We start from the raw sequence: 8,740 nt of genomic DNA, 5'->3' as shown, positions 1-8,740 counted from the left end.
ACAACATAAGCTGATCTTGCTCCTAGCCCAAAACGTCAATAATATAACTACCTTTTCAATGATAGAAGAGGTCGTTTATCACGATAAAATGAGTTCAAAAATAGCTATGCAAAATTTAGTAGGCGTGTTAAAAAGAAATTTAAATCTTGATATAAAAAACATACATTCAAAAGGCTATATTCTCTATTCCTATTGACTTTTACTTTGATCCTCTTCAAAATCATACCGTTAATCTCTTTCTAATCTGAAAACCGCTTTTATTTCTATAGCTTTTGGGGCACGAGTGCATTTTTAATTAAATTTCAATAGAAGAATAGGGGCATATGACTGGGAATTTACGAAGGTATAACTGAGAGAGAGCATTGAGACAGCCCAAAGACACTTGGGTTTATGACTATTGCGGCAGCCTTCACGAACCCTTTATTTTAGCTTATATAGTATTGCAACGTTATTTCTTAAAAATCTCATTAAAAAACTACGAGCGCATGTTGATATATATTTATGCTATAGTTTTCGTCTGCGATACCGTCTTAAAGCACATTTGTATTAAGTTTCGCGGCTAAAAAATACCTCGCAGAGCCGCCGTGCCCTCTACATGCCTGTACGGCAAGAAATAATGCACAAACTTCGTGCAAGTGCCGTCAGGCACGCATATTTCGGCGCTCAGTCTGTGTTTGACATGCGTAGAATCGAGATCAGGTATCACTAAACTACCGCTTTTGTAACCGCTATAGCCCATCTCTATCGGCACCTCTAGCTCATCTTTTTCAAAAACGACGCGTCCGCTTTACGCCTGCTCGAGTTTGATATTTTTCAGCACGATCCTGGGCACGCTCACGTGGTCAAATTTTATATTTAGTTCATACGGGGCGCCGGTGGAGTTGTCGTCCGAGAAGTCGGGCTTCAGCTCGCGCTCGTCGCGCCATGATCGTCTGCCGATAACGGTGGCTCTTAAGCTGGCGCTGATGCTAAAATCCTTCAGATCCAGCGAAGTGCTGCTAAAATCACGGATGAGCGTCCAGGCTACGACGGTGCGGCCGAAAAAATTATCTGCGATAACATAGCTACCCAAAAGCGAGCTTATGACCACCCAAAACAGAAATATAAATTTAAAAATCTTACGCAAAACGAACTTTAACGTCTTCATTATTATCCTTTCAATCTAAAGCTTAAGCGGAATTTCACCCGCAAATCCGCGGATTAAAATTCCGTGCAAGATTTCGCTTATAAAATTTCGCGCCTTTTCGGTTTACGGCAGAATTTTAAGACAGAATTTCGTAGTGAAATTTTACGACTGAATTATAAAACAAAATTCTGCCCATGAAATTTTGCCTAGAACCTCTCCTGTAAAATTCCATAACGAAATTCGAAGATAAAAATTTATCGGCGGAATTCTATAGCTAAAATTTCGCGATGAAATTCCATAGCTAAAATTTCACGGCAGGACCCAGAAATTCTTTCCCGCGGCAAAATTCCACGCCTTAAAATTTTAAGAAAGTATGAAATTTTTTATCTGATCGCAGATCGCTTCTTCGGACTGTGCGGCATCGATTTTCAGGGTCTCAACGCCGCACGCCCTGCATGCCTGCGCCATCAACTCCTGCACGCGCATTAGGTATTTGAGTCCGCGAGCCTCGATTATATCGCTGCTAGCACGCGTTTTAAGCCGCTGCCTGATGAGCTTCTCGTCCGCCGAAAACAGCACGATTTTATCTGCAAATTTGCCCCCAAGCGCAAATTTATTAAGCGCGATAAGCTCGCTAAGATCTGCGTTTTCGTCGTTTGCCAGCGCATAGGCAAGCCCCGAGATGAAGCCGCGATCGCTTAGCACAAGCCTGTCCGCGCCGCCCTTTATCACGCGCTCGTAGTGCTCGGCGCGGTCTGCGAGAAACAAAAGCAGCTCGGTGCGCTTTGAAATTTCGCCGCAGGCCTCGCGCAGATTTACGCTGCCGCGTCGCCACTTAAAATCCTCGCCCAAAACGAGGCTTCGTACCGCCTCGCCGAGCTTCGTACCGCCTGGCTCCTTAGTCACGATCGCTTGCGGAAAAGCCGCCGCTAGCCGCGCTATCTGCGTGCTTTTGCCCACGCCGTCGATACCTTCGAATATTACATACATTTTTCGCCTTTAAATTTGTGCGTTATTTTACAAGCTTATAGCTAAATAGCGGCTTTTTTAAACAGACGGGCGCTAAATTTCGACTCTAAATCGGGCTTTTGCGCGAGCTTGTGCGAGCCGCTTTTGATCTTTGGGCGTAAAATTTTATCGGGGCTTTGCTCGGCTTGTGCTCTTTACGGCACGGCTCGCGGTTAAATTTGCGCGCAAACTAGTGAGCTGCATAGAAAAGCGGGTAAATTTTACGCTTGCGGGTGCGTAGCGAGCGGAGCAGGAAACCAGTCGATAAAGACGGCGCGCCGTGCGGACAGAATAATGGCACTTCGGGCGGAGCAGGGCGGCGTTATGCAGAGTGGGGCGCATTGGGGCGGGCGAGTGCTGCGCGCGATGATAAAACCGCGACGATGAAATTTTAAATTTTGCCCTATACGTTTATCGGCTCGGGATTTATCGCTATGAAATCTTTCCGCAGATCGCTAAGATCGCAATCGGTAGCCGTGATCGTAAAATCCTCCGTCATATCGAGCGCAAATTCGCCAAGGCCTGCTTTGAGCTGCTTCACGCACCCCCAAATGAGCTTTTTAGCCTGCGCATATTTATCGTTTAGTTGCGTTTCCTGATTGAAAAGATCAAAAATTTTCGCCGTTTCGTAGTCTACTTCGACCTCGGCTCGAAACTCGTAATCAGGAACGAGCCAAAGAAGCCAACCATCCTTTCGTGCAAGCCACTGCGCGCGCTGCTCTTGCGAGCCGAATCCGATGATTGGCGGCAAACTCCTATTGTCGCAAGCTAAATTTATACAGTAGAGCTTGCAGTCTGGCGCATGCTTTTTGATCGTCTCTTTAATCGCGGGCAGTAGTCTTTGTGCGGCGAGCTCATAAAGCTTTTTGTAGCTCATATTCTTATCGGGCTTTTGATAGCGCACATAACCATTTTCGGTTATTAAGCTTAGCTCGCCCATTGCGTCAAATTCATAGTTTGTTACGTCATTCCTTCTGCCTGCGCGAGGGTGCTCTACATACTCCCGTCTTTGTGCGAGCTTGCCGCCTTCGTAAGTAAAATTTTCTATCCCATAGGCGTTGTTGTCAAAGGCCGAGTAGATGGACTTTAGCACGCCACCCTCATAGACAAATTTTTTTATATTGAAGCATTTTGAGCATTTTTTATTGTAGCAGCCGAAGTGATATTTTAAAACTTCGTCCCGCCCCCAAAAATACAAATTATCCCAGGAAGATTTTTTGTCGTCATGTTGTCTTTCAAAAACGACGCGATCTTGCGCGTCAAAGCCGTATTCGTAGGCGTTTACGATCTTTTTCGGTTTAGTTTTTAAAATTTTGCCCTTAAAGAAGCGGTTATATTCGAAATAAAACGGCTCTAAATTGATATAGCTACCCGACGCCCAGCGCCTGCTTACAGCCTGCGCTTCGGCTATTTTATTTAAGGCTTTGTATTCATATCTCACGCTTTTTAAAAACGTTCGCAGTCTTTCTATCTCATCCATTTGCTTGTTCATTTTATCTCCCGTGCAGCTTGCAAATTTTAAATTTAGCCGCACCTGCGGGCTAAATTTCAGTAGCTTGCAAGCTCATTTTTTCAAAAATTTTAAAATTTCGCTCGGCACGAGGTGCGAAACGTCGCCGCCGTGGCTCAAAACGGAGCGGACAATCGAGCTTGAGATGAAGGCGTTTTTGAGCGTCGGCATCAAATACACGCTCTCAAATTCCTCCCATAGCGAGGCGTTTGCATAGCCGATCTGCAGCTCGTACTCAAAGTCGCTAACCGCGCGAAGCCCGCGGATTACGAAGCGCACGCCGCAAGATTTAGCAAAATCCACGAGTAGATTATCAAAGCTTTGCACGCTCACGCCACGAAGCCCGCGTGTCGCGGCTCGCGCCATCTCTAGTCTGGATTTTAGGCTGAAGTAGGGCTTTTTGCTCTCGTTTAGCGCGACTGCGACGATGACTTCATCAAAAAGCCCCAGCGCGCGCTTGATTACGTCCAGATGGCCGTTCGTAATAGGATCGAAAGTGCCCGGATAGATACATTTTCTTGAGTTTTGCATTATTGCCACCTCTTAAACAGCTCGTTTTGCACGCCCAGAGCGTCGCACCACTTGCCGATTATGAAATTTTTTAAATTTTGCACGCCGCAGTAGCCCGCGATCACTGGCGGAGCGATGATGACGCCGAGCGCGGCTAGCTCGCTCATCTGGCGCAGGCTGATCGCAGAAAGCGGCATCTCACGCACGCCAAGAACCAACCGCTTGTGCTCTTTTAACGCGACTGCAGCGGCGCGGGTGCTTAAGCTGTCGCAAAGCCCGCCGTAAATTTTAGCCAAAGAGCCAATAGAGCAGGGCGCAAAGATTGTGGCGTCAATGCCGAATGAGCCCGAAGCGGGCGGCGCACTAAGATCGTCGTCGAGATGAAATTTTACGCTCTTAAATTCCGTAGATTTTAAAGCCTCGTCCGCGTCTATGCCGCTTTCGGCGCGCAGGACGCGGCGCGCGCCCTGCGTAAGCACGGCGTGGATTTCATGCGGCGAGCTAGCAAGAAATTTAAGCAGATCAAGCCCGATTTCGCAAAAACTGGCGCCGCTTACGCAAACTAAAATTTTCATTTCAAGGCTTTCATATCGAAATTTTGTGCTTTAAAAGCGAATGGAGCGGAAGGAATTTTAAAATTTGAAGTTAAGATGGAGCGGGAAACGAGAGTCGAACTCGCGACATCAACCATGGCAAGGTTGCGCTCTACCACTGAGCTATTCCCGCATGCGGTAAAGATAAAGCGCGATTGTAGCCTATAAATTTTCATTTGTCAATAATTTCTCGCTTAAATTTCATAAATTTTTATGATTTCTCCAGCGCGAACTTTGTCGCATTCGGGATCAGCCAAGAAAAAATGCGATGCCGCAGCCAGCGGCCTGATGCGCCCAGAAGGCGACGGCATAGGCGTAAAAACTTCGCCTTCATATGCGCCTACGGTTAAATTTACTCTGCCGCTTTTTAGCTTCAGATCGCTTGCGAGCTTGGCATAGATCGCCGCTTCTGCGCTAAAAGCCTCACTTGCGCCGCTAAGCTTAAATAGGATCGGCAGTATAACTGCGCGCGTAAGTACGAAAGCAGCCATCGGATTACCCGCCATTGCAAAGACGAATTTGCCGTCTTTTGCGAAGCACTTGCTGGGGCGGCCGGGCTTGATATCGATGTGATCGAAAACCTGCAAAAATCCAAGTTCACTCATAGCGCTTTGCATAAAATCCGCCTCCCCAGCACTTGCTCCGCCACTGGTAATTAGTACGTCAAATTTACGCGTAGCAGCGTCTAGTGCCTTGCATACTGTACTAAAATCATCCTTTAAAATCCCCAAATACTCATTTTTAAAGCCGTATTTTTGCAGCAATGCAGCAATGCCGCTAGAGTTGGCGTTATAAATTTCGCGCTCGCTTGCGCTCTGCCACGGCTCTTTTAGCTCGTTGCCGCTGGAAAATAGAGCGATTTTAGGACGCGTGTAAACGTCCACTTCGTAAATTCCTTGCGCGGCAAGAAGCATGATTTTAGCAGGGTTTAAAATTTCGCCACGGCGCAATAAAAGCTCGCCCGCGCGCACCTCCTCGCCTTTTTTACGAAAGCCGTCGTGGGCATGAACGAAAGCGGGGATTTTTAGAGTTCCACCTTGCGCGTCTACATCCTCTAGCCTCGCGACAGAGTCCGCGCCTGCAGGCATTGGCGCGCCGGTCATTATCTTTTGAGCCTGCGCAGCCTTGATTTCGTAGAATTTCTCATCTCCCGCAAAAATCGTAGGCTCTACGATCCCTAGCTTTTCGTCTTTGAATTCCGCCGCGTAGGCATAGCCGTCAAGTGCTGAATTATCGAAGCAGGGTAGGTTTTTAAGCGCAGAAATATCGCTAGAAAGGATGCGACCTAGAGCGCTGGGAAGAGGTACCTTTTCGCTCTGCTTGCTTGATGTGATTCTAGCCGTAGCCAAATCTATAGCCTCATTTATTCCTATCATTTTAAGTCCTTTTTATCATTTTTTACATTTAAAATTCGCACAGTTAAGACCTTGCGTAGCCTTGAATTCTGTATTGCACCGGAACTTGCAAGGCTAAATTTTGCCCAAACAAATGCGCGAAATTTCATAGGCTTAATTGCCTTATTTTGCTGCTAGCGTTACTTAAAATTTCAAAACATATCGCTCGTAGAATTCCGCGAGCTTGCTTGCACAAGTTTTTTATTTCGAAGTCCTCATTCCTCCAGCCTATGTATGTCTGCGCCGAGCGCGCTAAGCTTAGCTTCCAGCCTCTCATATCCACGATCTAGGTGGTAAATTCTATGTATTTTGCTCTCGCCGCGCGCCGCAAGGGCGGCTAAAACGAGTGCCGAACTAGCTCGCAGATCGGTCGCCATAACGTCAGCGCCGTTTAGCTTGCCTCCGCTAATCGTCGCGATGTGTCCGTTTAAACGGATATCCGCGCCCATTCTTGAAAGTTCGCTTACGTGCATGAAGCGGTTTTCAAAAAGCCTCTCATCGATGGTGCTGACGCCCGAGGAGATGCACGCAAGCGCCATAAACTGCGCCTGCATATCGGTAGGGAAGCCCGGATATTCGCTCGTGATGATCTCAACTGGTTTGATCTTTGAAGCGGGCAGGATCGTTATTTCGTCGCCGCCGTTTGAAATTTCAAATTTAAAGCCCATATCTTCAAATTTTGCAAGCACGGCGCCAAGATGAGCCGCGCAAGCGTGCGTGATCGTGATACGGGAGCCGGTGATCGCGCCTGCGCACAGATAGGTGCCTGCTTCGATGCGATCGGGAATAATCGAAATTTCGTTTAAGCTTAAAAGCTCGCCGCCGCTTCCTTTAATGAGGATTTCGTTCGTGCCGATGCCCTCTATGTCGATACCTGCGCTTTTTAATGCGTTGCAAATGGCGATCACTTCGGGCTCTTTTGCCGCGTTTATGATATGAGTGGTGCCGCTTGCTAAGGCCGCTGCCATTACGATGTTTTCGGTGCCGGTAACGGTAATTTTGTCAAAATTTATAGTCGCGCCCTTAAGCCCCTTTTTTGCGGTGCAAACGACGTAACCCTGCTCGATCTTAACCTCTGCGCCCATCTTTTCAAGCGCGCTAAGGTGCAGATCAATCGGCCTTGCGCCGATCGCGCAGCCCCCCGGAAGGCTTACCTCGCAGTGTCTAAACCGCGCTAAAAGCGGTCCTAGCACCAGGATCGAAGCTCGCATTTTACGCACTATGTCGTAGATCGCCTTGGTCGAGTTTACCTCGCGCGGATCGATTTTGGCAGTGTTGGCGTCAAGGAACTCGCACTTTGCGCCTAAATTTGAAAGCAGTTGAATTAGCGTGTGGATATCGGAAACTGCGGGTAAATTTTTAATTACGACTTCGTTTTTTGAAAGGATAGATAGGGCTATGAGCGGTAATGCGGCGTTTTTTGCGCCACTTATTTTGACGCTGCCGCTTAGTTTTTTGCCTCCGTTAATTCGTAGATAATGCATGATTTCTCCGTGTAAAATTTAAATAATTATACAGAATTTAGCTTTAAAGTTACCATTTTGTTACCTTGTAATAAAAATGTGCCTTCTTCACAATTTTTCTATTTTAAGCTATAATTAACATAGTTAGCTAACTCAAAAAAATATATCTGGAGGAAATTAAAATGATTGATTATAATAAAATATTAAAAGAAAACTCTTACGGAATTTTAGCTACACTTGACAATAATAAACCTAAAACAAGAATTTTTCAGTATCTGTTTTCTGAAAAAAACAAAGTATATCTTGCAACTACAAATAATAAAAACGTTTATAAACAGTTAAAAAAATGTCCTTACGTTTCTTTTCTCTCTCATTCAGAAGATTATTTATCATTTATATCCGTAAATGGAAATATTCATTTTACTGATGATATTAATCTTAAAACAAGAGTTTTAAATGAATATCCAGCAATAAAGGAACTTTTTAAAACTCCTGACAATCCTATTTTTGAACTTTTTTATATTAATGTAGAAGAAATCAGAACTTTTGATTTAAAAACTTATACCAATGAAAATTTTAAAATAGAAAAACCATAATTAATTTGATACAATTTCAGTTATTCGTATTTTGTTTTTTCTCGGTAATTTACACCCCATTTGTCCATACTTTCCAGTATCGGCTTTAAGCTGTAACCTGTTTCAGTAAGAGAATATTCAACTTTTGGAGGAACTTCAGGATAAATCTTTCTTATAAGAAGATTGTCCTCCTCCATTTCTCTTAAATTGTATGTCAAAACTTTATTAGAAATTCCATTTATAGATTTTCTCAACTCTCCAAATCTTTTTGTTCCATCGAGTAAATCTCTTATTATAAGTATTTTCCATTTATTAGAAATTAAAGAAAGTGTTATTTCAACAGAACACTTCGGTAATTCTTTTTTATTCATAATTATCATTCTCTATTCCTTTTAATTTTATTTTCTTATCATACTCCCTCAAAACTTTTTCCACCTCATTTTCAAGCACTTCCTTATTAGGGATATACAACGTGTATTTTGAAGCAAAAATCTGATTAGAAAGCCCACCTAGTGCATTTCTTTTTCATAAAATGCTCTTTCTTTATCATCAGATATACTC

The 8,740-nt window shown here is 44.7% G+C and carries 11 protein-coding genes, 1 tRNA gene and 1 pseudogene; 3 read left to right on the top strand and 10 right to left on the bottom strand.

Annotation, left to right across the window (positions count from 1 at the left end):
* Positions 1–196: pseudogene (locus Q0198_RS00895) on the top strand (hypothetical protein); the annotation flags it as partial.
* 363 nt (positions 197–559) lie between these two features.
* On the opposite strand, the gene Q0198_RS00890 reads toward Q0198_RS00895, so the two are convergent.
* The 3 genes from Q0198_RS00890 to tmk all read right to left on the bottom strand — a co-directional run bounded on the left by Q0198_RS00890 (position 560) and on the right by tmk (position 2,116).
* Positions 560–739 carry a hypothetical protein gene (locus Q0198_RS00890; RefSeq protein WP_297893941.1) on the bottom strand — a complete coding sequence of 60 codons (180 nt, stop codon included), beginning with the start codon at positions 737–739 and terminating at the stop codon, positions 560–562.
* A gap of 48 nt (positions 740–787) precedes the next feature.
* Complete coding sequence (locus Q0198_RS00885) at positions 788–1,147, bottom strand: hypothetical protein (RefSeq protein WP_297893940.1); 360 nt, start codon at positions 1,145–1,147, stop codon at positions 788–790.
* A gap of 342 nt (positions 1,148–1,489) precedes the next feature.
* The gene (gene tmk / locus Q0198_RS00880; protein ID WP_297893939.1) at positions 1,490–2,116 is read right to left on the bottom strand and encodes a dTMP kinase; all 627 of its coding nucleotides are present in this window, start codon (positions 2,114–2,116) and stop codon (positions 1,490–1,492) included.
* Between the two features lie 251 nt (positions 2,117–2,367).
* Between tmk and Q0198_RS00875 the strand changes: the two genes are divergently transcribed.
* On the top strand, positions 2,368–2,529 hold the full coding sequence (locus tag Q0198_RS00875; protein ID WP_297893937.1) for a hypothetical protein: 162 nt from the start codon (positions 2,368–2,370) through the stop codon (positions 2,527–2,529).
* 8 nt (positions 2,530–2,537) lie between these two features.
* On the opposite strand, the gene Q0198_RS00870 is transcribed toward Q0198_RS00875, so the two are convergent.
* The 6 genes from Q0198_RS00870 to murA all read right to left on the bottom strand — a co-directional run bounded on the left by Q0198_RS00870 (position 2,538) and on the right by murA (position 7,625).
* Positions 2,538–3,626 carry a hypothetical protein gene (locus Q0198_RS00870; RefSeq protein WP_297893935.1) on the bottom strand — a complete coding sequence of 363 codons (1,089 nt, stop codon included), beginning with the start codon at positions 3,624–3,626 and terminating at the stop codon, positions 2,538–2,540.
* Between the two features lie 72 nt (positions 3,627–3,698).
* The gene (coaD, locus tag Q0198_RS00865) at positions 3,699–4,175 is read right to left on the bottom strand and encodes a pantetheine-phosphate adenylyltransferase (RefSeq protein ID WP_177387474.1); all 477 of its coding nucleotides are present in this window, start codon (positions 4,173–4,175) and stop codon (positions 3,699–3,701) included.
* A complete protein-coding gene (locus Q0198_RS00860; protein WP_297893934.1) occupies positions 4,175–4,729 on the bottom strand; it encodes a UbiX family flavin prenyltransferase in 555 nt (184 codons plus the stop codon). Before Q0198_RS00860 ends, coaD begins: the two co-directional genes overlap by 1 nt.
* A gap of 76 nt (positions 4,730–4,805) precedes the next feature.
* A tRNA-Gly gene (locus Q0198_RS00855) sits at positions 4,806–4,880 on the bottom strand.
* Positions 4,881–4,941: 61 nt separating this feature from the next.
* Positions 4,942–6,123: a molybdopterin molybdotransferase MoeA gene (locus tag Q0198_RS00850; RefSeq protein ID WP_297893932.1), complete on the bottom strand. Its 1,182-nt coding sequence runs from the start codon at positions 6,121–6,123 to the stop codon at positions 4,942–4,944.
* A 233-nt stretch (positions 6,124–6,356) separates the two neighbouring features.
* Positions 6,357–7,625, bottom strand: coding sequence for a UDP-N-acetylglucosamine 1-carboxyvinyltransferase (gene murA / locus Q0198_RS00845; RefSeq protein WP_297893930.1), 1,269 nt, complete (start codon positions 7,623–7,625; stop codon positions 6,357–6,359).
* A gap of 161 nt (positions 7,626–7,786) precedes the next feature.
* Here murA and Q0198_RS00840 point away from each other — a divergent pair, with 161 nt between their 5' ends.
* A complete protein-coding gene (locus Q0198_RS00840; protein WP_297893928.1) occupies positions 7,787–8,200 on the top strand; it encodes a pyridoxamine 5'-phosphate oxidase family protein in 414 nt (137 codons plus the stop codon).
* Between the two features lie 20 nt (positions 8,201–8,220).
* On the opposite strand, the gene Q0198_RS00835 is transcribed toward Q0198_RS00840, so the two are convergent.
* On the bottom strand, positions 8,221–8,550 hold the full coding sequence (locus tag Q0198_RS00835) for a helix-turn-helix domain-containing protein (protein ID WP_036060499.1): 330 nt from the start codon (positions 8,548–8,550) through the stop codon (positions 8,221–8,223).
* Between the last annotated feature and the right edge of the window lie 190 nt (positions 8,551–8,740).

The sequence above is a fragment of the uncultured Campylobacter sp. genome, from assembly GCF_938045205.1.
In the GTDB taxonomy this organism is placed as follows: Bacteria; Campylobacterota; Campylobacteria; order Campylobacterales; family Campylobacteraceae; genus Campylobacter_B.
Note: the sequence above shows the minus strand (reverse complement) of the source record. Positions and strands in the feature narration are given on the sequence as shown.

Excerpts from the sequence above, each read along its gene's own strand:
- Q0198_RS00890 (WP_297893941.1), bottom strand. The coding sequence starts at position 739 with ATGGGCTATAGCGGTTACAAAAGCGGTAGTTTAGTGATACCTGATCTC.
- Q0198_RS00885 (WP_297893940.1), bottom strand. The coding sequence starts at position 1,147 with ATGAAGACGTTAAAGTTCGTTTTGCGTAAGATTTTTAAATTTATATTT.
- tmk (WP_297893939.1), bottom strand. The coding sequence starts at position 2,116 with ATGTATGTAATATTCGAAGGTATCGACGGCGTGGGCAAAAGCACGCAG.
- Q0198_RS00870 (WP_297893935.1), bottom strand. The coding sequence starts at position 3,626 with ATGAACAAGCAAATGGATGAGATAGAAAGACTGCGAACGTTTTTAAAA.
- coaD (WP_177387474.1), bottom strand. The coding sequence starts at position 4,175 with ATGCAAAACTCAAGAAAATGTATCTATCCGGGCACTTTCGATCCTATT.
- Q0198_RS00860 (WP_297893934.1), bottom strand. The coding sequence starts at position 4,729 with ATGAAAATTTTAGTTTGCGTAAGCGGCGCCAGTTTTTGCGAAATCGGG.
- Q0198_RS00850 (WP_297893932.1), bottom strand. The coding sequence starts at position 6,123 with ATGATAGGAATAAATGAGGCTATAGATTTGGCTACGGCTAGAATCACA.
- murA (WP_297893930.1), bottom strand. The coding sequence starts at position 7,625 with ATGCATTATCTACGAATTAACGGAGGCAAAAAACTAAGCGGCAGCGTC.
- Q0198_RS00840 (WP_297893928.1), top strand. The coding sequence starts at position 7,787 with ATGATTGATTATAATAAAATATTAAAAGAAAACTCTTACGGAATTTTA.
- Q0198_RS00835 (WP_036060499.1), bottom strand. The coding sequence starts at position 8,550 with ATGAATAAAAAAGAATTACCGAAGTGTTCTGTTGAAATAACACTTTCT.